Origin of the sequence: Undibacterium sp. SXout7W (genome assembly GCF_049339385.1) — a bacterium.
Lineage (GTDB): Bacteria > Pseudomonadota > Gammaproteobacteria > Burkholderiales > Burkholderiaceae_D > Undibacterium.
Genome location: NZ_JBMPPF010000002.1, coordinates 236,419 through 260,493, shown reverse-complemented (window position 1 = coordinate 260,493; position 24,075 = coordinate 236,419). Strand labels below are relative to the sequence as shown.

Genomic DNA, 24,075 nt, shown 5'->3' with positions numbered 1-24,075 from the left:
CATAAAAAAAGCTGACCGTTTGGTCAGCTTTTTTAGCGTCGCATCCGAGCAAATTACCCCAACACGGTGATTACCGATCATTCTGCCGTCAACAATTGTCTGCCTACTTTCCTATGCAGAAACGCGAGAAAATCACCCCTAGCAAATCGTCCGAAGTAAATTCACCAGTGATGCTGTTGAGGCGATCTTGTGTCAGGCGCAGTTCTTCAGCGAATAAATCCAGCGACTGATCATTTTGCGCGGCATAGTCGGCCGCATGCTGCAAATGTTCATGCGCATGTTTCAGAGCAATCAGATGGCGTTCGCGCGCCAGATATAATGACTCACCAGTTTGTTCCCAGCCAGCAATCCGCAATAATTCAGAACGCAGCAAATCGATGCCGATATGATCCTGTGCAGACAGATAGATGTGCGTTGCTTCTTCAGTGCTATCCACACTGGCATGATGACCGGAAAGATCAATTTTATTCCAGATGCGAATCACAGGCACACCTGTCGGAAAGCGTGCAATGATTGCTTCATCGGCGCGTGTCGGCCCACGGCTGGCATCGAGCAGATGCAAAATCACATCCGCTTTTTCTACTTCTGCCCAGGTGCGTTCTATCCCTATACGCTCTACCGCATCGATTCCACCGGATGTTTCATGTTCGTCGTGATCGTCGCGAATACCTGCAGTATCAATAATGTTCAGAGGTATGCCTTCGATATGTATGGTTTCTGTTACCTTGTCACGAGTCGTACCAGCAATCGGCGTAACGATCGCCACATCATCACCGGCCAATGCATTCAGCAAGGAAGATTTGCCCACATTAGGCTGTCCAGCAAGCACAATATTGAGTCCCTGACGCAGCAATGCACCTTGTGCAGCTTGTTCAAATACTTTTTGTAAAGCGGTCTGTATGGTATTGAGCTGTCCTCTGGCATTGGATTTTTCCAGAAAATCAATTTCTTCCTCAGGAAAGTCCAGCGTCGCCTCGACCAGCATGCGCAAATGCACCACTTTATCGACCAGGTCGTGGATCACTTTTGAAAAGGCACCTGACAACGATTGAGATGCCGATTTAGCCGCGGCTTCGGTTGATGCTTCGATCAGATCAGACACGGCTTCAGCCTGAGCCAAATCTAGTTTGTCATTCAGAAATGCACGTTGCGTGAACTCCCCCGGTTGGGCAAGTCGCAAACCAGACTCTTTACCCGCTTCCAGACACCGCGCCAATAACATCTGCATCACCACAGGGCCACCGTGACCTTGTAACTCCAGTACATCTTCTCCTGTATAGGAATGTGGCGCTTTGAAATACAGAGTAATTCCCTGATCAATCACGGTACCGTCTTGCTGAGTAAATGGCAGATAACTCGCGTGCCTTGGCGTGAATCTGGTACTACCAAACATGGCCGTAACGATACCGCTCAGGTCTTTGCCTGAAATGCGGACAACGCCGATACCACCGCGTCCGGGCGCTGTGGCAATGGCAACGATAGGGATAGGGTCATAAATCATAGGTAAATTCTATCTGTGCTGAGACAAAAGCAATACGGAAATAAAAAATCGACTGTGACACAAATACGACAATGTACACATGGGAAGGTGGTGAGTGTCCTGCAGATGCTGCTCGATCAGCGCATGAGACGCTGCTTTCGTGCCCTCTCTTTTTCAATGGATCGAAAGGATATGACATGAAAAAAAACCCGCGCAACAGGCGCGGGCTTCTAAGGGATCAGCGTTTTTTACGCCTTATGCTCTTGCGGAATAAGCTTGTTGTTGATCACCCATTGCTGAGCGATCGACAAGACGTTATTCACAACCCAGTACAACACCAGACCAGATGGGAAGAAGAAGAACATGACCGAGAAAGCCAGTGGCATGAACATCATCATCTTGGCCTGCATAGGATCTGCCGGAGCAGGATTGAGCTTGGTCGTGATGTACATGGAAATCGCATAAATTACCGGCAGGATATACCATGGATCAGGCGAAGTCAGATCAGTAATCCAGCCTACCCATGGTGCGCCACGCATTTCCACACTCGCCTGTAATACCCAGTACAAAGACAGGAAAACCGGCATCTGAATCAGGATAGGGAAGCAACCACCGAGTGGATTGATTTTTTCGGTTTTATACAACTCCATCATGGCCTGATTCATTTTTTGCGGATCGTTTTTATAACGCTCACGCACGGCTTGCATCTTAGGCGTCACTACTTTCATCTTGGCCATGCTGCGATAACCAGCAGCGGACAACGGGAATAATGCCAATTTGATGGCAATTGTGAAGACCACGATCGTCCAGCCCCAGTTGCCGAGCAACTGATGAATTTGCGTCATCAGCCAGAACAAAGGTTTTGCCAGAATCGTCAGTACGCCATAGTCTTTCACCAGTTCCAGACCAGGAGCAATTTGCTCCAGTTTGGCCGACTCTTGCGGACCAGAATACAAACGTGCATTGAGCGTCACGGTTGCACCTGGGGCAATAGTACCTACCTGCAAAATGTTACCGACAGCATACAGATTGGTATCGACTTTTTTGGTGAATATTTCACGAGGTGTTTTATCTTGTGGAATAAATGCAGAAACAAAGAAATGCTGCAGTAATGCGACCCAACCATTATCTGATTTGCTTGCATGACTGTCTGAACCTTTTTCGATTTTTTCAAAATCCAGTTTCTGGAATTTGTCTGCATCCGTATAGACCGCTGGCGCATAGAATTCACCACTGCCAGAGAACATACCACCGCTTTCAGGTTTCGTACCATCATGCAGCAATTGCAAATACAAAGAAGGTTTGACTGCCGCGCCAGAATTGTTCGTCACATCATGACGGACATCAATCGTGTAATCACCTTTTTTGAAGGTATAGGTTTTAGTCAGCTTTACGCCGCCCTGCTCGGATTCCAGCACCAGTTGCACCTGATTCGCATCACCCAGAGTACGCACACCTGGCTTGGCAATAAATCCTGATTTGTGATTCGGGAATGCGCCACCCAGCAAACCTGTCTGTGCCAGATAAGTACGCTTCGCCGATTCATTGAACAAAACAACGTTTTGTGTATGATCGCTGCCATCTTTATGCTTGAGCAGTTCCAGACGCTTGAGCTCACCTCCAATGGTATCAATATCGGCCTTGATCACGTCCGTGGTCACGGTGATGCGTTCACTCTTGATCGCAGTTGCTGCTGCGCCGGCAGCTGGTAACGCAGCGCTGCTGCCGTTAGCAATACCAGTCGCACCAGCGGCACTGGCTACAGATGCGGTAGTTGCAGATGCATTTTTACTCTGCTGAGTAGACGCGGCAGGAAAGAACATGGATGCCTTGCCGTTATGGCGCATCCAGTTATCCCACAACAGCAAGAGCGACATGGAAAAAATAACCCACAGGACGGTACGTTTGATATCCATTTTGTATGTCAGGAAAGGTGTGAAGAATGACCAGTGTGACCAGAATGTTCATGGCAGCACTTGTCGGATGTGGGGACAGTTTCTTTTTTTTCAGTGGCAGGTGGAACATGATCCACGCCTCCGGGATGCCACGGATGGCATTTGCACAAACGTTTGCCAGCCAGCAACGAGCCCTTGGTCGCGCCATGCAAGCGAATTGCCTGTGTAGCGTATTCCGAGCAGCTGGGATAAAAACGACAATTCTGCCCCAGCATAGGACTGATTGCGACTTGATAAAACCGTAGCAACAACAGCAGAATTTTTTTCATCCTAACCTACCTTTTTACAGACAGGCGCGGCAAAAAGACGCACGATCTCCGCCCGCAGCGCGCGTTTGAGCTGCGACGTTGTGGCAGGGCCATCCTTGCTGTTGACAGGGCGAGACAAACGCACAATACAATCAACATTCAGCAAACAGGTTTGTCTGAAAATCTCACGCGTCATACGCTTAATGGTATTGCGGGTAACCGCCCGTGGCGCAAAACGCTTTGCCGCAACTACCCCTAAACGGGCATGCGACAACTCGTTCACTCGTGCATACAGCACAAAGTGGGGTGTTTTTTGCACAGGGCGCAAACGAAAAACGGATGAAAATTCATCCGTTTTAACGATGCGCCGGACGCGGGCAAAATCTGCACCGCCTGCATCTGTCTGAGCTGGGTCAGCTAAATGATTGATCATGCAGGTTCAGCCAAAGCTGACGCTGACCAATAACTTAAAATCAAGCAGCCAGACGTTTGCGACCTTTGGCGCGACGTGCGTTCAGAACAGCGCGGCCACCGCGGGTTGCCATACGTGCGCGGAAACCGTGAGTGCGCTTGCGGCGAACGACGGAAGGTTGGTAAGTACGTTTCATGTTGGTCTCGCTATTTGAGCAATAAAAAAAATCGGAATTACGGATAAAGGCTGTCGTGCATACGACTTCGGCTCGCGCATAACGTCAGGCCTTTCGCCTTTACTGCCCCAAAACCGCTGCTCATGGCTTGCTGCAAATATGTACAAGCTGAGTACAAACAATGCACCATCCAATAAAAGAGGGTAGGGAACCCTGAATTAGACACCATTTTTAGCTTACATGTCAATCACTTAGCGCAAATTTTAATCAAAGCGCTTTTTGGCTTCTGATAAAAAGCAAGGAATAAATTTAAGCATCAGGCTGTGGATAACTCTGCCCGACACGGTTAAAATAGAGGATTAGCGCGGCACCGGTTTATGCCTTATTGGCAACTTCTTATACGGGATCAATATGAACCTGACGATCAGGTGGCATCTTCAGGTGCTACTGCTCAGTAAGAAGCCTTGAGAGACTGCTGCGAAATGGGTCTGGCAAATGAATGTAAATAAACGCCAGGGTGATTTCGTCATTTCTCGTAGATTCGGCTCCGCGCATTTGCATTTAATAAATAAAGTCATACATGGAAAATTTCTGGCAAGCCTGTTCTTCCCAACTGGAGCAAGAGCTTCCACCGCAACAATATAGTGCATGGATCAAACCGCTCGTCCCACTCGATTTTGAGAATGGCAAGCTGCGTATTGCTGCGCCTAATCGTTTCAAACTGGACTGGGTGAAAGCGCAGTTTGCTCATCGTATTTCAGAGCTGGCAAACCAGTATTGGGATGATGCTGTTGAAGTTCAGTTCGTACTGGATCCGCGCGGCGGCAAAAAACCAGCACCAACAGCTACACGCCCTGGTGGGACAGATGCCAATACGGATGTGCAAGGCACCATGCCAGAAATACCGGTTGAAGTCATCGCCCCGGAGGTATCTCCGCGACGCGATTTAAGCCGCATCAATGTCGAGCTCACATTCGACAGTTTCGTTACCGGTAAAGCCAATCAACTGGCACGTGCCGCTGCGATACAGGTCGCGAATAATCCTGGTGTTTCCTATAACCCGCTATTTTTGTACGGCGGCGTAGGTTTGGGTAAAACTCATTTGATCCACGCGATAGGCAACCAGATTCTGGTCGATAATCCGAACGCTAAAATCCGTTATATCCATGCAGAACAGTATGTGCGCGACGTCGTGACTGCATATCAGAAAAAAGGCTTTGACGAATTCAAGCGCTACTATCATTCGCTGGATCTGTTGTTGATTGATGATATTCAATTCTTTGGTGGCAAAAGCCGCACACAGGAAGAATTCTTTTATGCCTTCGAAGCACTGATCGCTGCCAAGAAACAGATCATCATCACCAGTGACACCTATCCAAAAGAAATCACTGGTATGGATGACCGCCTGATTTCACGTTTTGACTCTGGTCTGACGGTCGCAATTGAGCCACCTGAACTGGAAATGCGCGTCGCTATTTTGCTGAAAAAAGCCCACTCCGAAGGCGTGCATTTCTCAGATGATGTTGCATTTTTCGTCGCCAAGCACCTACGCTCAAACGTACGCGAGCTTGAAGGTGCGCTACGCAAGATTCTTGCTTACTCACGTTTTCACGGCAAAGAAATCACGATTGATGTCGTCAAGGAAGCATTAAAAGATTTGCTGTCCGTCCAGAACCGTCAGATTTCTGTCGAAAATATTCAAAAAACTGTAGCTGACTTTTTCAATATTAAAGTCGCCGATATGTATTCAAAAAAACGTCCGGCAAATATTGCCAGACCGCGTCAGATTGCAATGTATCTGGCAAAGGAACTGACACAAAAAAGTTTGCCTGAAATCGGTGAGTTATTTGGTGGACGTGATCACACTACGGTCTTGCATGCGGTACGGAAGATCACCGCAGATCGTAGTAAAAATCCTGAATGCAATCATGAATTACATGTACTGGAACAGACACTGAAAGGTTAAGTAGTTGAGTGCGATTGGGTGGAGCATACCCACCCAATTACATGTTGATCACATTTCAAATGAGCGGAATGACAACACATCAGAAGTACAGCGGCAAAAGAAAAGTTAACATCGTTTATCAATGACAAATTAAGCGAGGATAGTCAAATGCAATTGGTTAAAACCCACCGGGACACCCTGCTCCGGCCTCTGCAAATCGTGAGTGGTATTGTCGAGCGTCGGCACACATTGCCGATTCTGGCCAATATCCTCATTCGCAAAGATGGTGAGCAAGTGTCGTTTCTGTCGACAGATATAGAAGTTCAGATCACAACCAAAGCTGAAATCGGTTCTGGCGGAGACAATATCGCCACTACTGTCGCCGCCCGCAAACTGTTGGATATTTTGCGTGCACTGCCAGATGATAATGATGTCGTGCTCAAGCTCGACAATAAAAAGATGACCGTGCAATCGGGCAAATCCCGTTTCTCCTTGCAGACACTGGCAGCAGAAGAATTCCCGACCGTGGCACAGGCAGAACATTTCAATGCCAGCGTTAATCTGCCGCAAAAAACCTTGAAGCACTTGTTTAACATGGTGCATTTCTCCATGGCGCAGCAAGACATCCGCTACTACCTGAACGGATTGCTTCTGGTTGTGGATGGCAAAAACGTGATTGCGGTTGCGACCGATGGTCATCGTCTGGCCTATTGCCAGGTAGAAGTAGAACAGGAATTTCCTCGTCACGAAGTGATCATTCCACGCAAAACCATTATTGAACTGCAACGCTTGCTGGAAGATAAAGAAGACCCGGTACAAATCGATATCGCAAATAATCAGGTCAAACTGACCTTTGCCGATATCGAACTGATTTCCAAGCTGGTCGAAGGTAAGTTTCCTGATTTCAATCGCGTGATTCCGAAGGGGTACAAAAACAGCTTCACCCTGAGCCGCGAACAGTTGCTGCGCTCTTTGCAACGAGCAGCGATCATGACTTCAGACAAATTTAAAGGTGTGCGTTGCGTTATCACACCAGGCAGCTTGCAAATTTTGTCGACGAATGCCGACCAGGAAGAAGCAATGGAAGAAATCGAAATCGACTACGGCGGCGACAGCGTCGATATTGGTTTCAATGTCAGCTATCTGCTGGATGTGCTCAACAATCTGAAATGTGATCAAGTGTGCGTTTCTTTGGGCGACTCCAACTCGTCCGCATTGATCACGATTCCAGATAACACTGACTTTAAATATGTCGTGATGCCAATGCGAATTTGATGTTGATTTTTTTAAAATAACACCAGGAAAACAGCCGCTTGATATAACGAACTTATTGGCATATCAAGCAGCTCTCCGGTTCACCAAAATCATACTCAGGTCAGACACGTACGACAGCAGTACAACATGTGAATGCAGTCATTCGCATCACATTAGTTTTGATTCAGAAGCAAACATAACAGAAGGTAGCCATGTCCGATAACACCCAAGACAACACTCCAGCGCAGCCAAATCAATCTTACGGCGCATCTTCCATTCAGATTCTGGAAGGTCTGGAAGCCGTGCGTAAGCGTCCGGGCATGTACATTGGTGACACATCGGACGGCACTGGCCTACATCATCTGGTATTCGAAGTTCTGGATAACTCCATCGATGAATCCTTAGCAGGTCACTGTACTGAAATCAACGTCGCGATTCATACCGATAATTCGATTTCGATTACTGATAATGGCCGCGGTATTCCGACCGGCATCAAATGGGATGACAAGCACGAACCAAAACGCAGCGCCGCCGAAATCGTCATGACCGAACTGCATGCGGGTGGTAAGTTCGATCAAAACTCGTATAAAGTCTCCGGTGGTTTGCACGGCGTGGGTGTCTCTTGCGTGAATGGTCTGTCCAAATTATTGAAATTGACCATCCGTCGCGATGGCAAAGTCCATACGATGGAATTCGCGAAAGGCGTTGTACAAAACCGCGAACTGGAAACGGTCGACGGCGTACTGACATCGCCAATCAAAGTCATCGGTGAAACCGACAAACGCGGTACCGAAGTCCATTTCTGGGCTGATGAAGAAATCTTCACGCATGTCGAATTCCACTATGAAATTCTGGCAAAACGTATCCGCGAATTGTCCTTCCTGAACAATGGCGTGCGCATTAAACTGAACGATCACCGTACTGGTAAAGAAGAGTTATTTGCGTTTGAAGGCGGCACCCGTGGTTTTGTGGAATACATCAACAAAGCCAAGAGCGTGTTGCATCCAACCATTTTCCAGGCAACCGGCGAACGCGTCTCTGATCAAGGCACCAACATCACTGTCGACGTTTCTATGCAATGGAACGACGCCTACAATGAACAAGTTCTGTGTTTCACCAACAATATTCCGCAACGCGATGGCGGTACGCATCTGACCGGTTTGCGCGCCGCGATGACCCGCGTCATCAACAAATACATCGAAGAACACGAATACGCTAAAAAAGCTAAAGTCGAAGTCACCGGCGACGATATGCGCGAAGGTTTAACCTGCGTCTTGTCTGTCAAAGTGCCTGAACCAAAATTCAGTTCTCAGACCAAAGACAAACTCGTCTCTTCCGAAGTCCGTGGTCCGGTCGAAGAAATCGTCGCCAAAACGCTGACCGACTTCCTGATGGAAAAACCAAACGATGCCAAAATCATCTGCGGCAAAATCGTAGAAGCATCACGCGCCCGCGAAGCTGCGCGTAAAGCACGTGAACTGACGCGCCGCAAAGGTGTGATGGATGGACTCGGCCTGTCTTCCAAACTGGCAGACTGCCAGGAAAAAGACCCGGCACTATGCGAACTGTACATCGTCGAGGGTGACTCTGCGGGCGGTTCAGCCAAACAAGGCCGTGACCGTAAATTCCAGGCGATTTTGCCACTGCGCGGTAAAGTCCTGAACGTAGAAAAAGCCCGCTTTGAAAAAATGCTGTCCAGCGAGCAAATCACTACACTGATCGCCACGCTCGGTACCTCTATCGGACCCGACGAATTCAATGTAGACAAACTGCGCTACCACCGCATCATCATCATGACCGATGCCGACGTCGATGGTGCCCACATCCGTACCCTGTTGCTGACCCTGTTCTATCGCCAGATGCCGCAACTGGTAGAACGCGGCCACATCTACATTGCCCAACCGCCTTTGTACAAAGTCAAAGCAGGCCGCGATGAACGCTATCTGAAAGATGATGCCGAAGAAGCCACCTACATGATGACTGTTGCATTAACCGGTGCCTCATTAACACCCAGCACCGGTGCCACGCCTATCGTCGGCGAAGCACTGAGTGAGCTGGTACGCCAGTACAACCTGGCCAATGCCATCATGCTGCGACTGACACGCGTCATTGACCGTGCCGCACTGACTGCCATCATGACAGGCGTAACATTAAAACTCGATACAGCTGACAACGCACAAATGTCTGCCGATGCCATGACAGCAGCCATGGGGGACAACGCCGTTAAAGCGATTGTCCGCACCGACGAACTATCCGGCGCCTTCAGTCTGCGCATAGAACGTCTGCACCACGGCAACATCAAAGTCAGCAACATCGAAGCAGATTTTGTCGACAGCACCGACTACAAAGTGCTCGAAAACGCTGCTGCAACCTTCAAAGGCCTGCTGGGTGAAGGTGCATTCGTCCGCCGCGGTGAAGGCGAACGTACCAAAGAAATCGCCGTACAAGATTTCCACCACGCCATGCTATGGCTGCGCGACGAAGCCGAACGCGGCGTCTCCAAGCAACGCTATAAAGGTCTGGGAGAAATGAACCCAAGCCAACTCTGGGAAACCACCATGGACCCAACCGTACGCCGCTTACTCAAAGTGCAAATCGAAGACGCGATCGCCGCCGACCAGATCTTCACCACCCTGATGGGCGACGACGTAGAACCCCGCCGCGCCTTCATTGAAAGCAATGCGTTAAGGGCAGGGAATATTGACGTTTGATATCTGTTGAATTTGACGAAGCCCAGCAGTTTGTTGGGCTTTTTTGTTGGTTGGTGAATTTCAAAACTGAAAGGGGAGTTTCGGAACGTTAGAAAGAACCCCCGTTTAGTGCATAAAGGATGCAACATGACACAAACAAGACTCAAAAAAATAACAATTGAGAAATTTCGTGCACTAAACAATGTCGAGGTCGAATTCGGTGATTACATCACCGTGATTTGTGGCAAGAACGGCACATCCAAGTCCTCAATCCTTGGGATCGCAGCGCAAATTTTCAGCTTTGAAAAAGACTACGTAACAGAAGCGAGTCTTCGCAGCTTCAAACAAATTAGCGGTAAGGGATTCAAGTCGCAGTACAAAGAACACATCCGCATATCGGAGAAATTTGACGTGCCAGGCTCCCTTTCAGCCAGCATTCTTCTCCACGATGGGTACACTGACCAAGAGGCAACAGCCAACTTGGAGTTAATGACGCGGACTGATGATGAGAAAATATTACCGCGCCCCGTCATACGTAAAAATAGCACGGCTAAGGGCAATACAAGTAGGAACTTCACCCATCCGGTAGTTTTTTTGAGTTTGAAACGTTTGTACCCAATTGCAGATCGAGACTACAAAGCAATCGACTTCGATTATTTGAAAACTCATGAGCAGGATTTCATTGCGCTAACAAACGAGTTACTCAACCGCAACTCAACCCAAGCTACCGGCACCCATGGAACAATCACCTCTGCCGTAGCTCACGGTGACAACTATAATCATGAGTCGGTTTCGGCAGGCGAAGACAATGCTGGGCAAATCATCATGGCGCTGCTGTCTTTCAAAAAACTCCAATCAGAATATGGTGATTACAAAGGTGGTTTGCTGCTGATCGATGAGGCTGATGCGGGCTTGTTTCCAACCGCACAAGTCAACCTATTGAGGATTCTTGAACGCGAATGCAGGAAACTCAATTTGCAGGTTGTGATGACATCTCATTCACCAGTTATGATCGAGTACGCTTATGAGCAGAGTCAGCACAAATATAGCAAGAAGTTCAAAACCGTCTATTTGAGCAATACGTATGGATCTGTTCAAGTTATGCAAGACTGGTCTTGGGCGAAAATCAGTGCAGACATCCACACAAGAACTGTTAGCGCAGGACCATCCGCAACCCTGCCAAGCGTCAATGTTTATTTTGAAGACAAAGAGGCAGAGAACTTTTTTGATGCGTTAATGAGTAGGCAGTCGGTTAAAAAATTCACTATCTCAATGTCAGAGGTGACATTGGGATGTACAAACTACGTGAATCTCATCAAAAACAACGTTCCCGAGTTCACAGAAAAAAGTGTGATCTGTCTTGACTCAGATGCACATTCACACATCAAAGGGAAAAACTATAAGACTATTGTACTTTTACCTGGAAACCTTCCACCTGATCAGTTGATTTTTCAGCACTTATATAACCTTTCTGCTGAAGATAAATTTTGGCAAAATGAGTTGCAATTCACTCGTGATGTATTCACCAATGCAGCGCGGGATACAACCAATGAGCTGAAAATTGCAGGTTCCAAGGTTGATCTAGATGAGCGTATCAAAGCATACAAGGGTACGCCGAAGCCACGTGACATTTTCAAGAAGTTCTACAAAGGCGATGAAGTACAGAAAGTGCTGAACTGCGGAACTAAACCGTATGGCGCATGGAAACATTGGATCGAAAGTAATCCAGAGCTTGCGAACCAGTTTTTGGAGCAATTCAGGGCTACAATCTACGGTGTCATGAAAAATGCTTACGCCGTTGACGATGCCAAACTCTGCGCCTTACAAGTAAAGTTGAAGAAGATACCTCATGTTCTCAAATAGGCTTTACAGCCCATTACGCTATCCCGGTGGCAAGGCATCTTTTGCGCCATTCATCGCTAAGTTGATGGTGGATAATGGTCTTGCGGGTGGTCATTACCTAGAGCCTTATGCGGGGGGCGCGGGGGTAGCTCTCGATCTTCTGTTTCAGGGCCAGGCTAAACACATCCATATAAACGATGCAGACCCCGCCGTGTATGCGTTTTGGGTGTCTGTTACACAATATCCTAATCAGTTGCTTGAGTTGCTCGCATCAACCCCCATCACCATGGCTGAATGGTTCAAGTGGCGTTCGGTACTCCGTGAAGAATGCCAAGCCAGCGTGGTCGAGAAAGGATTTGCTACGTTGTTCATGAACAGAACCAACCGCTCGGGAATCCTAAAGGCCGGCGTCATTGGAGGAAAAAAACAAGAGGGTGCTTATAAGCTGGATGCACGTTTCAAAAAAGACGTGATTTCGGCACGCATTCTTGCCATCGCCAAACGGGCGCAAGACATTACGGTTTACAGTGAAGATTCGCTGGTTCTGTTGAAGCGATGCAAAGATTTTCTGCCAAAAGATTCACTGATCTATCTTGATCCACCCTATTACGTGAAGGGCAAAGGCTTATACCGAAATTATTATGAGCACGACGATCACGTTGCGATTGCAAAAGCCATTCAAGCCAAAAGCTTTAAGCGACATTGGGTTGTTTCATATGACAATACTGACGAAATCAGTGCCATGTATCAATTCGCCAATGCGAAAACATATGGACTCAACTACACGGCACACCGACGTTACGTAGGTAATGAAGTCATGTTCTTTAGCCAAGGTCTTATCGTTTCTGAGGATGAAATTCCTCGAGCCAAAGGGTCAGTATAAATTAATTTTTAGTCGATATTGACCCTTTTGACGCTACCACCGCAATTTATTGAAGTTCATGCTCGCACCTTAATGAACGCACTGTAAGCCTTGTACGAAGAGCCGTTTTTTTTATCAAATTTGCTTTTGAATTCGATGATGTTGACTGAAAGTATATTCCTATGAAAAACTGGCAGCCGATACTTAGATTTCGTCTCAGTTCCCAATTTTTCTTAAATTCGTCTCGTAATTGACGATCAATGCGCGATGTATTTTTAATCCGCTGCGTCCGGTGCTAGTAATATTTTGTCTAGGCTTGCGAGATTGACCAACTTCATTACGACTGCAAATGGTTTGCGCTTGATCAGCTTATTCAACTCAATGATTTCTGGATCACGTTCATACATATGACCAAAAGGTAATTGGCAATACAGTGTTCCACTGATCCCTGCGTTCCCTGCTATGATGGCGCGGGTTTTGGGTGTATCACACACCCGAAATGCTCAATTTTTCCGCCCGACTTTTATCAATCCCCAAGAGAAAAATACCGCAACTTAAACTGACTTATTTCGATTTTCACGGTGGTCGTGGCGAACCGGTACGGCTGGCGTTGGCGATTAGCGGGGTGGCGTTTGAGGATCATCGTTTTGCGTATCCGGAATTTGCCGATGTGCGTCAGACTGCGCCGTTCGGGCAAGTACCGGTGCTGGAAGTGGATGGTATACAGGTGACGCAGTGTGATGCGATGCTGCGCTATGCAGGCAAGCTGGAGGGGCTGTATCCGGCGGATCCTTTGCAGGCGCTGTACTGCGATGAAGTCAGTTTCGTGGTGGAAGAAGCGAGCATCAAAATAGGGCCGACCTTCCGCATGACAGGTGAAGAGCAAAAGGCGGCGCGACTGGCGCTCGTGAATGGTTCGATGCCGGTATATCTGCGATGGCTGGAAAAGCAACTGCTCGCACATGGCGGCGAATACTTTGCGGATGGCCGCCTGACGGTGGCGGATCTGAAGGTATTTATGGATATCCGCACGCTGAATGCCGGTCGTCTCGATCATATACCAACAGACCTAGTGCAACAGGTTGCTCCGGCGCTGAATGCGCATATGGAACGCATTGCAGCGCTGCCAGCTGTACAGGCGTATTACGCCAAATTTGCAAAATAAAACGGCGACCTCGTTCACCGGGTTTTACATAGGCCACCTGTTATCATGCAGGTGGTTTTTTTATATAGTGCTGCCACATGCTGACGCAGATTATCTGCGCCTCAGTGTTTTCTGTATTGGCTGATTGATTGTTTCGTTCTCTCGTTTTTGTATGATGTCACTTGATGTTCATTCCCCCCATGCTGTTTCCCGTTTACGTACTGCCCGCCTGGCGCGCAGTACGCGGCCGTTTCTTGCGCGGGGAGGGCCGCATGGTGAGCGATGTAGCGGCTGTCGGCTGATCCTCAGTCATTGCCTGTGCGATTTGCGGCCTGTGGTGCCGACACGGGCGGGGTTTTGCCTGTTGATGGCGGAGCATGAGACATTAAAGCCAAGCAATACCGGCTGGTTGATCGCGGATATGGTGCAGGATACGATAGCATTCGGCTGGGCTCGTACGGAAACGGACCCGGCCTTGCTGGCGCTGCTGGCAGATCCACAATGGCAACCGTATGTGGTGTTTCCGGGTGAATTTGTTGCACCGGAACGGGTGATTACGCAATTGCTGCCGGCACCTCCAATGCTATCGTCGGATACCGATAATACGCTCACTCTCGCTGTTGGCGATACGATCAAACCTAAGCGACCGCTGTTTATCCTGCTCGATGCCACTTGGTCGGAAGCGCGCAAAATCTTTAAGAAAAGCCCCTATCTGCTGCCGTTTCCGGTGCTGAGCCTGGAGCCGGAACAGGTATCACGCTATCAGCTGCGCCGTTCACGTCGCGAAGATCATCTGTGTACCTCTGAGGTCGCGGCGCTGTGTCTGGATCTGGCTGGCGAGGCGCTGGCAGCGCAAACGCTGGAAGCTTATCTGGATGTATTTACGGGGCATTATCTTTGCGCAAAGCAGCAATGGAAAATCGACCGTGAAGATGCGGCGCATCAGCGTCTGCGTGATCTGATGGCGCAAGCACGCACAACATGACACCGGCTTGTCGATTCAACCATTGAATACGACGCCTATCTGATGGATAATTCTGCCCCATGAATACGACAACTCAACTCCCTCCATTACCGGATCGTTTATCTATTGATCCGCGCAGCCCCTTTTACAACGCTGACGTGTTTCAGCATGAAATCGGGATCACCATCAACGGCAAGGAACGTACCGATGTCGAAGAGTATTGCATCAGCGAAGGCTGGATCAGCGTTCAGGCTGGTAAAACCCGTGATCGCAAGGGTAATCCAATGATGATCAAGGTCAAAGGCGTAGTCACCGCGTTTTACCGTTAATAAAAACAAATGGATGTACTACCCGCATCCATTTGTATGCCGCCATCCTTTGACTCTTTCACTCAATCTCACCATCAGGTGAATAACACGTGAGAACCTTGTCAGATTTTTCGTTGCGTACGATGTTGATGGCAAGCTTATTGTTGCTGCCATTGTGCGCACTCACTGTCCGGGCGGAGCAGACTTTTCCTGCGAAAATCAGTCGTGATGAACGTCTGCGTCTGGAGCACCTTGCATGTGGTGCGCAGTTTGGTATGAGGCTGGCAGAGGTAGATGCCTGGGCATTTGAAGCCAATGCGAAGCAAGCCAGTTTTGCCGATGTTCGCTGTCAACCTCATACACAGTTAAAAGGTAAGCCCCTGTATTACGTAGCGCAATGCGGACGCGATGCTGGGCGATGGAGTTGCGGTCACGCCGAACTGGAAACCCTCGTGCCACTCAAAGATCGTGATCTGATCGTGCGCCCCGGCACTGTAGCACCATTACGGGCAGTCAACGCCATTCAAAAAATCAGCACCTATGGATATTTTCAGGCGAAATCGCTGGATGCGGCATTGCAGTCCACCTGTAATCTGGGCATGGGCGATACTGCTGATCTGATCGAAATTTCTTGTCGCCGCTGGTCGATTACGGTGTCGTTCTGGTGCCCGCAAGTATCCGCGACATTGCCTTGTCCAAGAGTGATTTATATGAGTGAGCATTGATCAAACTAACGCCATCAGGATTGCCACAAAATCCATCCATGACGTCAGTAACATACCGATAGAATCAGAACCAATAAACATCTCACCACAGAATGATGCCGCGACAAACATCATTCTTTTTATGTTGAAAAATCATATCGCCTGGCGGTACAAAGCATGATTCTGACCATGCTGTGATGGCAAAGAATTAGCAAGATTCAGGCGTGTTCTGCGCACTCTGTGTGTTCACATAGGTTCTGATCCAGTCGATCAGTTGTTCCTCCGGCATGGGACGACCAATATGAAAACCTTGACCTTCATGACAACCCATGTTTGCCAGAATCTTGATGTGCTCTGCTTGCTCTATTCCCTCCGCAATGACTTGCAGCCCCAGTTTTTGGCCAAGCTGGGTAATTAATTCGGCAATGCGTGGCCCTTCGGGGGTATCAATCTGCTGTACAAAAGCACGATCAATCTTCAGCCTGTCCACGGGTAATTTGTCGAGATAGCTAAGAGAAGAAAACCCGGTGCCAAAATCATCAATAGCAATGCTGACCCCCAGTGCTTTTAACTGATTTAAACGGCTTTCAAACAATGCCGCACTGCTCATGGTCACGGATTCAGTAATTTCCAGTTCCAGCTTGTGCGCATCCAATCCGCTATCCTGTAATGCACGGCGCACGATATCAATAAAATCATCCTGACGAAACTGGATAACAGACACATTCACACCAATCCGGCCTGGCGTCAGACCAGCCTGTTGTAAGCGCACCATGGTGAAACAAGCCGTCCGCAGTACCCAGGCACCCAAGCTGATAATCAAACCCGAATACTCTGCCAACGGAATGAAATCATTCGGTGGAATCAATTGCCCATCATCGTTACGCCAGCGTATTAACGCTTCCAGACCTGTCAGTTTGCCACTGACCAGATCAATCTGAGGCTGATACATCAGAAACAGACGCTCGGCATCAAATGCCTTGTGCAAATGCTGCATCAACGTGGCACGCTCGCGTATCTGTATTCCCATCTGCCGCGTGAACAAGGTATAGGTACCGCGCTGCTGACTCTTGGTGCGTTTCAGCGCAATACTGGCGTCTTTGAGAACTTCAGCACCGTCATTGCCTTCATATCCCTCCAGCGCCACCATTCCCATCGAACCCGATACGGCATGTGCTGTTTCTTCAATAAAGAATGGCGTTGTAAAAAGCCCGCGCAAGCGCTCTGGCTGCAACAACGCGGCATCACCAAATAAACCAAACACATCACCCGAAATCCGCGCCAGAAAAATTTGCTGTCCCAGTTCCTGATGCAGCCGGTCAGCCACCGCCTGCAATAAAAGATCGCCATAGTGATGTCCAAGTACATCATTAATCTCGGCAAAATCATCAATATCAATCAACACAGCCATCTGGTCTGACTGTTTTTGTTGTAACAACAGATCGATTTGCTCAATAAATTTCAGCCGGTTAGGAAGTTTGAGCAACTGATCACGATAAGCGTGATTTTTCAGTTGATTAATGAGTCCCAGATTATCCAGACAGACACCGAGATTCGAACAAAATACTTCGAGCAAATGATGATTGATTTCTGAAAGAGCAAAAGGAAGATCAATATAGGCTGCCAGCGGACGATTGGAGCGCCCGGCAAAGTACAGGGTCATACTGTGCTCGGTAAACAAAGACTCCCCCCGGATCAGCACATGCTTTAATGCATCGCGGATGCGCTCATCATGGATGTCGTCAATCGTGCGATTCATCAGCTCGCTATAACGTCCTGCCGACGCAATCACATTAAATATTTGCGGGGATTTTCCTTGCTCTGCAAGCTCGCCCTGAGCGCATAACAAACCTTCGGGCGGCACACCGCATAATGCGGCGATCTGCGTAATGACGCCGGCAGCAAACGCCTGTATGCCATGATCAAAGGTAAATGCGGCACTGGATAAAATGATCTGATGTAAGCCGCGACGGCTCGCATCAATCGTACGAATCTGCTCATACGAGCGGACAGCAGCAGTCAACGCGGTCAACAGTTTTTTGCGTGTCAGTTCGTTTTTTGTTTTGTAGTCATTGATGTCGTAATCACGTATCGCATCTTCTTCCGGTGCATATCCGGGCTGACCGGTACGCAGAATAATGCGGGTATCATGCCATTGCAATTCATCGCGGATATAACTGACCAGCTCCAGACCTGCATGCTCGGTTTCCATCACCACATCCAGCAAAATCACCGCGATGTCAGATTCGCCGGCAAACACCCGGCGGGTTTCTTCTTTGGAATAGGTGTGGATAAATTCGAGAGGGCGATTCAGGATCTGCACATATTCCAGAGCGAAACACGTCGTTCTGTGAACATCATCATCATCATCGACGATAGCGATTTTCCAGGTGCGTGCGTTTTGCGGTGCGAGAGGAGCAGGCTGCTCAGCATCGTCGTCAAACAATAACGCATCATCATCGCCACAATCAACTGACATGCAACCTCCGAATGAGAAAGCCTACAAATCTGATGACCTCAGTATAACGTAGAGTCGCGATGACATCACAGCAAAAAATCAGGCAAACCGACGTGCCGCATCCAGGCCGAGGCCTGCGCCAATGCTGCCGAACAAGTCTCCTTCGACCTTCCGTGCGTCCGGCACAATCGCTGCAATTTGTTGACGCAGGCTACGTACTCCGCTGGAGCCACCGGTAAAAAACACGGTGTCTACCTGTTCCGGGCGAACACCTGCAGTCTGCAATACCTGTGATACGGCACGACCAATATCACTGCTCAGATGAGCGATAGACTGCTGCAATCCATCCTGATCCAGCATCAGTGAACAAGGTGCTGAAGGCTGCTTGCTGCGCAGGCGTTCAAGCGATAACTGTATCGATTCCTGATCAGATAATAAAATTTTGGCTTCTTCGGATTTAATCGCCAGCCAGTGACCATCCCTGTCTTCCACCAGATTGAGCAAACGTTCAAAACGCTGACGTACATCGCTGCTCTGGATATCACGATACACATCCTGTAATTCACGCCAGACTTTCTGGGTGTACACCAGATTGATCGTGTGCCAGGTCGCCAGATTAAAGTAGTAACTGGAAGGCACTTCAATCTGGCTCGCCAGACGGCCCCCCAACCCCAGCAAAGGCATGATGTGCGTCAGACTCAGATATTTATCAAAATCCGTACCACCAATATGCACACCGCCATTGCCTAAAATATCATTACGACGATCCAGCAAATGTGAGCGCTCCGGCGCCAGACGCACCAGAGAAAAATCGGAAGTACCACCGCCGATATCGGCGATCAATACCAGCTCTTCCTGACTGATACGGGATTCATAATCAAATGCAGCGGCGATCGGCTCAAACTGGAACTGTACCTCTTTAAAACCTGCCGCATGGGCAATCTCTTCCAGAGTATCCTGAGCAAGTTGATCCGCCTTGCTGTTGTCATCCACAAAATGCACAGGGCGACCAAATACTGCGCAATCAAAACTCTGGCAAGCAGCTCGTTCGCCACGCTTTTTCAGCTCGCCGATAAACTGTCCGAGAAGACCACGAAACGGCACAGATTTGCCCAGCACTTCAGTCTGTCCATCGATCAGGCTGGTACCCAGCAGACTTTTCATTGACCGCATCAGACGACCTTCATATCCAGCCAGATAATTTGCCAGCGCGGCACGGCCATAACTGATCTCGTCATCTTCTGCGTTAAAAAAAACGACGGAAGGCAAGGTGACCTTATCCTGCTCCAGCGTCAGCAGCGCAGGCTGATCCGCGCGGTGCCAGCCGACCGTTGAATTTGATGTACCAAAATCTACTCCACAAGCTTGCGACATGAAACTTCCTGAAAAAAAGAACCTATACACCATCGTCACGATACAAACGGTCACGCTGCTGTGGTGTGTGTAAGTCCTGTAAGCCCTTAAGCTCTATAAGTACTGTAAAAAACGAAAACGCCGTCAGTCTGTCACTGGCGGCGTTGATTGCCTGTTGCATTATCCGGTGGATGCACCGGGGGATGCGGGCGGTGCATCCATGCGCACCACCAGCAGTTGATCGATACGATAATGATCGATATCGACGACTTCAAATTTATACGAGCCTACCATGACGTAGTCAGTCCGTTTCGGGATTTTTTTCAGCATCGTCATCATGAAGCCCGCAATAGTCTCATAGCTGCCCTGCTCGGGCAAGGAATCTATCTCCAGCGCCCGGCACACGTCTTCTATCGTCGTCGCACCATCAATCAGCCAGGAAGCCGCGTCACGCTGAACGATCTGATCTTCCAGAAACGGATGCACCAGATTCCCCATTAACGTACTCAGGACATCATTGAGCGTGATGATACCGACCACCAGCGCATATTCATTCAGAATGACGGCAAAATCCTCACGTGTGCCTTTGAACTGCTCCAGCATATCCGATAGGGTCAGTGAGTCCGGAACGGCAAGCGCGGTGCGCAATGACAGCTCCTGTACCTTGGAAAAGGGCTGATTCGTCAACACCCGTTTAAGGATGTCTTTGGATTCGACATAGCCGACCACATTATCAATATGTCCATCGCATACCAGGAATTTGGTATGCGGATGGTCAGCAATTTTTTGCCGTATTGTCACATCGCTATCCTGCAACGTAAAAAACACGATGCTGTCACGCTGCGACATCGCACTGGGCACCGTCCGGCTCTCCAACTCAAACACATTACCGATCATATGATGTTCACGTGCCTGCAAGATACCCGCTTCGGCGCCGGCATCGACCATCGCATAAATTTCGTCAGAGGTGATCTGCTCATCGCGGGCAGTCGGTAAATGCAGTATGCGGAAGAATAATTCCGACAATCCGTTAAATACCCATACCAGCGGCTTGAAAGCACGTACGCAGAGCGACATCGGCGTCACCACCAGCATGGCAACTGACTCTGGCGCAATCATTGCCAGTTTTTTAGGCATTAAATCGGCAAACAGAATAAAAATCGACGTGACAAATAAAAAAGAACTCAGGAAACTGACGGTCTCTACCCAGGCGATGTCGCCGAAAAGAGAATGTAGCAAACGGGCAAAATAAGGTGTCAGCGCTTGCTCTCCGAGAATACCGCCAAGAATGGCAACGCCATTCAGCCCAATTTGCACAACGGTAAAGAAATGTCCTGGCTCCTGCTGCAATTGCAAGACTCTGGCAGCGCGGGTTTCACCCTCCGCTTCCAGCACCTGCAATTTGACTTTACGGGCAGCCGCCAGGGAAATTTCTGCCATGGAAAAAAAAGCGCTGATTGCGACCAGCAGGGCGATGATCAGGAAGTGGTCAAATAAGGCCATACATGCACTCGTTCTCGTGTGTTCTATGCGCATCATATACTATCAAGCCTTTACGATCCCGCCAGAAAGCTCGCCGATATGCCTTCACCAAAGAATGATGTCACCGCTTCACCACCTGCCACCAATGTCCGTTTTGTGCTGATTACGGTATTTCTGGATATTTTAGGCATTGGCCTGATTATCCCGGTCTTACCCCGGCTGGTTGGCTCATTTACGCAACAGGCAGACATGCAAGCCTACTGGTACGGTGCCATTGTCGCTATGTATGGGGTGATGCAATTTTTCTGCGCGCCCATTATCGGGGCGCTTAGTGACCGATATGGACGGCGTCCTGTGTTACTGACCTGCGTCTTTGGTCTGGGAATGAATTTTCTGATGCTGACTCAGGCTACCAGTATTTTCTGGTTGCTGGTCGTACGTGCGTTTGGCGGTGTCACGGCAGGTAACTTGTCTGTGGCAAACGCCTATATTGCGGATGTCTCATCGCCAGAAAACCGCAGTAAAGCGCTAGGTAAAATCGGCGCGATGTTTGGTCTGGGATTTATCTGCGGCCCTGTACTCGGCGGTATTCTGGGTGAAATGCATATCCATTATCCGTTTTATCTGGCCGCAGCCGTCTCGTTGATGAACGTGGCCTACGGCTATTTTTCTTTACCTGAATCACTGCCACTCAGTCACCGCAAGGCTTTTTCATTGAGTTCGGCAAACCCATTTGCAGGCCTGAGCGGTCTGGCACATCTGAATAGCGTCGGCCCGCTGGTGTGGGTCTATGCACTCAGTATGTTTGCGCAGTTCACCTTGCAAACAACCTGGGTGCTCTCTACAGAATTGCGTTTTGGCTGGTCACCGCTGCAAAATGGCCTCTCCTTATTTTTAGTAGGCATCTCCAGCGTACTGATGCAGGGTGTATTTCTGGGCGCATATATCAAGAAAATCGGTGATGCCAGAGCCGTGCTGACAGGACTATGCTCTTCCTGCATCGCATTAACCTTATACGGCTTTGCGAGCCAGGGCTGGATGATGTACGTCCTGATTTTATGCAATGTACTGGCATATGCTGCCGGTCCGGCCATGCAGGCCATATTTTCACGGGCAGTGGATGTTCGCTCTCAGGGTGTCGCGATGGGTTCTTTATCCGCGCTGACCAGTATTATGAGCGTGGCTGCTACTCTGGCCGGAACCTCCATTCTGGCACGAGTCAGCCATCAACCTGCAGGGAGTATCTGGCTGGGAGCACCGTTTTTCATGGCTGCCAGCGTACAAATGCTGGCATTGATTCTGGCGGCACGACATCTGTTAATCAAGGTCAGAAATCAATAAACGTTTTTGGTATGACATAAAAAAAGCGGACACATGGTCCGCTTTTTTTGATTGATATCGTGAGTATCAGATCATCAATTAATGTGCTGCATGAACTGCTGGATGACCGGAAACAGAGACAGGAAGCTCCTCTTCATCATCCGTCACTTCATTATTCAGACGCTTATGTAATTGCTCCATATCCACGTCATTTCCCCACTTACCAACGACGATGGTTGCAACACCGTTACCGACCAGATTGGTCAACGCGCGGGCTTCCGACATAAAGCGATCAATGCCGAGTATCAATGCCAGACCTGCTACCGGAATCCCGCCTACTGCGGACAAAGTCGCTGCCAGCACAATGAAACCACTACCAGTAATACCCGCAGCACCTTTGGATGTCAGCAGCAATACTGCCAGCAAGGTGATCTGTTGTACCAATGTCATCGGTGTATCCGTCGCCTGCGCAATGAAGACTGCTGCCATTGTCAGATAAATAGACGTGCCATCCAGATTAAAAGAATAACCCGTTGGAATCACCAGACCGACCACAGATTTTTTTACGCCCAGTTTTTCAAGTTTAGCAATAATGCCAGGCAAGGCAGATTCAGAAGAAGAAGTTCCTAATACGATCAGCAATTCTTCTTTGATGTATTTGATGAACTTCCAGACACTGAAGCCGTGCAGTCTGGAGATCGTTCCGAGAACAACAAAAATGAAGATCAGGCAGGTTGCATAGAAAGTCGCCATCAGATATCCCAACGACAACAGTGAACCAATACCGAACTTACCGATCGTGAATGCCATCGCACCAAACGCACCGAGTGGAGCTACCTTCATGATGTAACCGACGATGACGAACAGGACGTGGGACATTTTTTCGATGAAATCAAAAATCAAGGTACCGCGACCACCAAAGCGATGCAGAGCAAAACCAAAAAATACCGAGATCAGCAATACTTGCAGGATTTCGCCTTTTGCAAAGGCATCCACGACTGTCGTCGGGATAATCGCCATCACGAATTCTATCGTTGTCTGCATCTTACCTGGTGCGGTAAAAGCAGCAATGCCTTTAGTATCAAGTGTATGCACATCAATATGCATACCTGCTCCAGGCTGTACAACGTTGACAATCACCAGACCGACAATTAATGCCAAGGTACTGACAATTTCAAAATACAGCAGCGCCATGCCACCGGTTTTACCGACTTTTTTCATGTCTTCCATACCGGCGATACCCACCACCACGGTACAGAAAATAATCGGTGCAATCATCATTTTGATGAGTTTGATAAATCCGTCGCCTAATGGTTTCAACGAGGCGCCGAATTCGGGATAGTAATGTCCAAGCAAGACACCAAGAATAATCGCGGTGATGACCTGGAAATAGAGAGACTTGTAAAAGGGGGGCTTGTTCATCCTGAATCTCCGTTATAGGAATGATGTGCTGCGCGCCCAGACAGCAACGCTCAACAA

At 48.8% G+C, this 24,075-nt stretch carries 19 protein-coding genes; 10 read left to right on the top strand and 9 right to left on the bottom strand.

All coding sequences use genetic code 11. From position 1 onward, the window contains the following. Positions 1-103: 103 nt before the first annotated feature. From mnmE to rpmH, 5 genes are all read right to left on the bottom strand, one after another. Positions 104-1,501 (bottom strand): tRNA uridine-5-carboxymethylaminomethyl(34) synthesis GTPase MnmE, encoded by a 1,398-nt coding sequence (mnmE, locus tag ACO0LB_RS03500; RefSeq protein WP_423046522.1) that lies wholly within the window; start codon positions 1,499-1,501, stop codon positions 104-106. A gap of 227 nt (positions 1,502-1,728) precedes the next feature. Continuing rightward, positions 1,729-3,396: a membrane protein insertase YidC gene (gene yidC, locus ACO0LB_RS03495; protein WP_423046520.1), complete on the bottom strand. Its 1,668-nt coding sequence runs from the start codon at positions 3,394-3,396 to the stop codon at positions 1,729-1,731. Positions 3,397-3,404: 8 nt separating this feature from the next. Further along, positions 3,405-3,704 carry a membrane protein insertion efficiency factor YidD gene (yidD, locus tag ACO0LB_RS03490; RefSeq protein ID WP_423046518.1) on the bottom strand — a complete coding sequence of 100 codons (300 nt, stop codon included), beginning with the start codon at positions 3,702-3,704 and terminating at the stop codon, positions 3,405-3,407. A gap of 1 nt (position 3,705) precedes the next feature. Beyond that, a complete protein-coding gene (gene rnpA, locus ACO0LB_RS03485; RefSeq protein WP_423046516.1) occupies positions 3,706-4,116 on the bottom strand; it encodes a ribonuclease P protein component in 411 nt (136 codons plus the stop codon). A gap of 40 nt (positions 4,117-4,156) precedes the next feature. Beyond that, positions 4,157-4,291 carry a 50S ribosomal protein L34 gene (gene rpmH / locus ACO0LB_RS03480; RefSeq protein ID WP_061535510.1) on the bottom strand — a complete coding sequence of 45 codons (135 nt, stop codon included), beginning with the start codon at positions 4,289-4,291 and terminating at the stop codon, positions 4,157-4,159. Positions 4,292-4,850: 559 nt separating this feature from the next. Here rpmH and dnaA point away from each other — a divergent pair. The 9 genes from dnaA (at position 4,851) to ACO0LB_RS03435 (ending at position 16,004) form a co-directional block, all read left to right on the top strand. Then, a complete protein-coding gene (dnaA, locus tag ACO0LB_RS03475) occupies positions 4,851-6,236 on the top strand; it encodes a chromosomal replication initiator protein DnaA (RefSeq protein WP_423046514.1) in 1,386 nt (461 codons plus the stop codon). Positions 6,237-6,383: 147 nt separating this feature from the next. Continuing rightward, a complete protein-coding gene (gene dnaN / locus ACO0LB_RS03470) occupies positions 6,384-7,490 on the top strand; it encodes a DNA polymerase III subunit beta (RefSeq protein ID WP_423046512.1) in 1,107 nt (368 codons plus the stop codon). A 191-nt stretch (positions 7,491-7,681) separates the two neighbouring features. Further along, entirely contained in the window at positions 7,682-10,180 is a 2,499-nt protein-coding gene (gyrB, locus tag ACO0LB_RS03465) for a DNA topoisomerase (ATP-hydrolyzing) subunit B (RefSeq protein WP_423046510.1), read from the top strand. Positions 10,181-10,306: 126 nt separating this feature from the next. Continuing rightward, the gene (locus tag ACO0LB_RS03460) at positions 10,307-12,022 is read left to right on the top strand and encodes an AAA family ATPase (RefSeq protein WP_423046509.1); all 1,716 of its coding nucleotides are present in this window, start codon (positions 10,307-10,309) and stop codon (positions 12,020-12,022) included. After that, entirely contained in the window at positions 12,009-12,884 is an 876-nt protein-coding gene (locus ACO0LB_RS03455; protein ID WP_423046507.1) for a DNA adenine methylase, read from the top strand. Before ACO0LB_RS03460 ends, ACO0LB_RS03455 begins: the two co-directional genes overlap by 14 nt. A gap of 478 nt (positions 12,885-13,362) precedes the next feature. Then, on the top strand, positions 13,363-14,028 hold the full coding sequence (locus ACO0LB_RS03450; protein WP_423046505.1) for a glutathione S-transferase: 666 nt from the start codon (positions 13,363-13,365) through the stop codon (positions 14,026-14,028). Between the two features lie 151 nt (positions 14,029-14,179). Continuing rightward, positions 14,180-14,992, top strand: coding sequence for a tRNA-uridine aminocarboxypropyltransferase (locus ACO0LB_RS03445; protein WP_423046503.1), 813 nt, complete (start codon positions 14,180-14,182; stop codon positions 14,990-14,992). Between the two features lie 59 nt (positions 14,993-15,051). Further along, on the top strand, positions 15,052-15,300 hold the full coding sequence (locus ACO0LB_RS03440) for a DUF3297 family protein (RefSeq protein ID WP_423046501.1): 249 nt from the start codon (positions 15,052-15,054) through the stop codon (positions 15,298-15,300). A gap of 89 nt (positions 15,301-15,389) precedes the next feature. Further along, positions 15,390-16,004 (top strand): hypothetical protein, encoded by a 615-nt coding sequence (locus ACO0LB_RS03435; RefSeq protein ID WP_423046500.1) that lies wholly within the window; start codon positions 15,390-15,392, stop codon positions 16,002-16,004. A 187-nt stretch (positions 16,005-16,191) separates the two neighbouring features. Here the strand turns inward: ACO0LB_RS03435 and ACO0LB_RS03430 are convergent, their stop codons facing one another. The 3 genes from ACO0LB_RS03430 to ACO0LB_RS03420 form a co-directional block, all read right to left on the bottom strand. After that, positions 16,192-18,462, bottom strand: a complete 2,271-nt coding sequence (locus ACO0LB_RS03430) for an EAL domain-containing protein (protein WP_423046498.1) — start codon at positions 18,460-18,462, stop codon at positions 16,192-16,194. A gap of 78 nt (positions 18,463-18,540) precedes the next feature. Then, on the bottom strand, positions 18,541-19,815 hold the full coding sequence (locus ACO0LB_RS03425) for an Hsp70 family protein (protein WP_423046496.1): 1,275 nt from the start codon (positions 19,813-19,815) through the stop codon (positions 18,541-18,543). Between the two features lie 159 nt (positions 19,816-19,974). Further along, positions 19,975-21,297 carry a hemolysin family protein gene (locus ACO0LB_RS03420; RefSeq protein WP_423046494.1) on the bottom strand — a complete coding sequence of 441 codons (1,323 nt, stop codon included), beginning with the start codon at positions 21,295-21,297 and terminating at the stop codon, positions 19,975-19,977. A 78-nt stretch (positions 21,298-21,375) separates the two neighbouring features. Between ACO0LB_RS03420 and ACO0LB_RS03415 the strand changes: the two genes are divergently transcribed. Next, positions 21,376-22,617 carry a TCR/Tet family MFS transporter gene (locus ACO0LB_RS03415; RefSeq protein ID WP_423046492.1) on the top strand — a complete coding sequence of 414 codons (1,242 nt, stop codon included), beginning with the start codon at positions 21,376-21,378 and terminating at the stop codon, positions 22,615-22,617. Between the two features lie 78 nt (positions 22,618-22,695). Here ACO0LB_RS03415 and ACO0LB_RS03410 read toward each other — a convergent pair whose 3' ends face one another. After that, positions 22,696-24,018, bottom strand: coding sequence for a dicarboxylate/amino acid:cation symporter (locus ACO0LB_RS03410; RefSeq protein WP_423046491.1), 1,323 nt, complete (start codon positions 24,016-24,018; stop codon positions 22,696-22,698). Between the last annotated feature and the right edge of the window lie 57 nt (positions 24,019-24,075).

Bases quoted from the DNA above. Each gene is read 5' to 3' on its own strand.
- mnmE (WP_423046522.1), bottom strand. From the start codon at position 1,501: ATGATTTATGACCCTATCCCTATCGTTGCCATTGCCACAGCGCCCGGA.
- yidC (WP_423046520.1), bottom strand. From the start codon at position 3,396: ATGGATATCAAACGTACCGTCCTGTGGGTTATTTTTTCCATGTCGCTC.
- yidD (WP_423046518.1), bottom strand. From the start codon at position 3,704: ATGAAAAAAATTCTGCTGTTGTTGCTACGGTTTTATCAAGTCGCAATC.
- rnpA (WP_423046516.1), bottom strand. From the start codon at position 4,116: ATGATCAATCATTTAGCTGACCCAGCTCAGACAGATGCAGGCGGTGCA.
- rpmH (WP_061535510.1), bottom strand. From the start codon at position 4,291: ATGAAACGTACTTACCAACCTTCCGTCGTTCGCCGCAAGCGCACTCAC.
- dnaA (WP_423046514.1), top strand. From the start codon at position 4,851: ATGGAAAATTTCTGGCAAGCCTGTTCTTCCCAACTGGAGCAAGAGCTT.
- dnaN (WP_423046512.1), top strand. From the start codon at position 6,384: ATGCAATTGGTTAAAACCCACCGGGACACCCTGCTCCGGCCTCTGCAA.
- gyrB (WP_423046510.1), top strand. From the start codon at position 7,682: ATGTCCGATAACACCCAAGACAACACTCCAGCGCAGCCAAATCAATCT.
- ACO0LB_RS03460 (WP_423046509.1), top strand. From the start codon at position 10,307: ATGACACAAACAAGACTCAAAAAAATAACAATTGAGAAATTTCGTGCA.
- ACO0LB_RS03455 (WP_423046507.1), top strand. From the start codon at position 12,009: ATGTTCTCAAATAGGCTTTACAGCCCATTACGCTATCCCGGTGGCAAG.
- ACO0LB_RS03450 (WP_423046505.1), top strand. From the start codon at position 13,363: ATGCTCAATTTTTCCGCCCGACTTTTATCAATCCCCAAGAGAAAAATA.
- ACO0LB_RS03445 (WP_423046503.1), top strand. From the start codon at position 14,180: ATGATGTCACTTGATGTTCATTCCCCCCATGCTGTTTCCCGTTTACGT.
- ACO0LB_RS03440 (WP_423046501.1), top strand. From the start codon at position 15,052: ATGAATACGACAACTCAACTCCCTCCATTACCGGATCGTTTATCTATT.
- ACO0LB_RS03430 (WP_423046498.1), bottom strand. From the start codon at position 18,462: ATGTCAGTTGATTGTGGCGATGATGATGCGTTATTGTTTGACGACGAT.
- ACO0LB_RS03425 (WP_423046496.1), bottom strand. From the start codon at position 19,815: ATGTCGCAAGCTTGTGGAGTAGATTTTGGTACATCAAATTCAACGGTC.
- ACO0LB_RS03420 (WP_423046494.1), bottom strand. From the start codon at position 21,297: ATGGCCTTATTTGACCACTTCCTGATCATCGCCCTGCTGGTCGCAATC.
- ACO0LB_RS03415 (WP_423046492.1), top strand. From the start codon at position 21,376: ATGCCTTCACCAAAGAATGATGTCACCGCTTCACCACCTGCCACCAAT.
- ACO0LB_RS03410 (WP_423046491.1), bottom strand. From the start codon at position 24,018: ATGAACAAGCCCCCCTTTTACAAGTCTCTCTATTTCCAGGTCATCACC.